The 301-nt window shown below is 68.8% G+C and carries 1 pseudogene; it reads left to right on the top strand.

The features are described 5' to 3' along the window. Positions 1 to 301, top strand: a pseudogene (locus U5A58_RS40615) (MFS transporter); the annotation flags it as partial.

Genomic DNA, 301 nt, shown 5'->3' with positions numbered 1-301 from the left:
GGTGACGGCGGGCGTGGGCGTGGCGGGCATCGTCAACGCGGCGAACAGCCTGCTCTTCGTCGTGCTGCCGTCGTACCTCACGACCGTGCTGCACTATTCGCCGGCTATCGCGAGTGCGGCGCAAAACGTCGGCATCGCGACGATGTCCGCGTCGCTGCTCGCCTGCGCGTGGCTCGGCGACCGCATCCCGCCGCGCCTCGTCCATCGCGCGGGCGCGCTCATCATGCTTGCGGGCAGCTATCCGTTCTACCGGCTCGTGGCCGCGCATGCCATCGATCCGTTCACGACGTTCGCCGTAATC

This window comes from Paraburkholderia sp. J7 (assembly GCF_905220155.1).
In the GTDB taxonomy this organism is placed as follows: Bacteria; Pseudomonadota; Gammaproteobacteria; order Burkholderiales; family Burkholderiaceae; genus Paraburkholderia.
The sequence above is the reverse complement of the archived record's forward strand: the minus strand, read 5'-3'. Positions and strand labels throughout refer to the sequence as shown.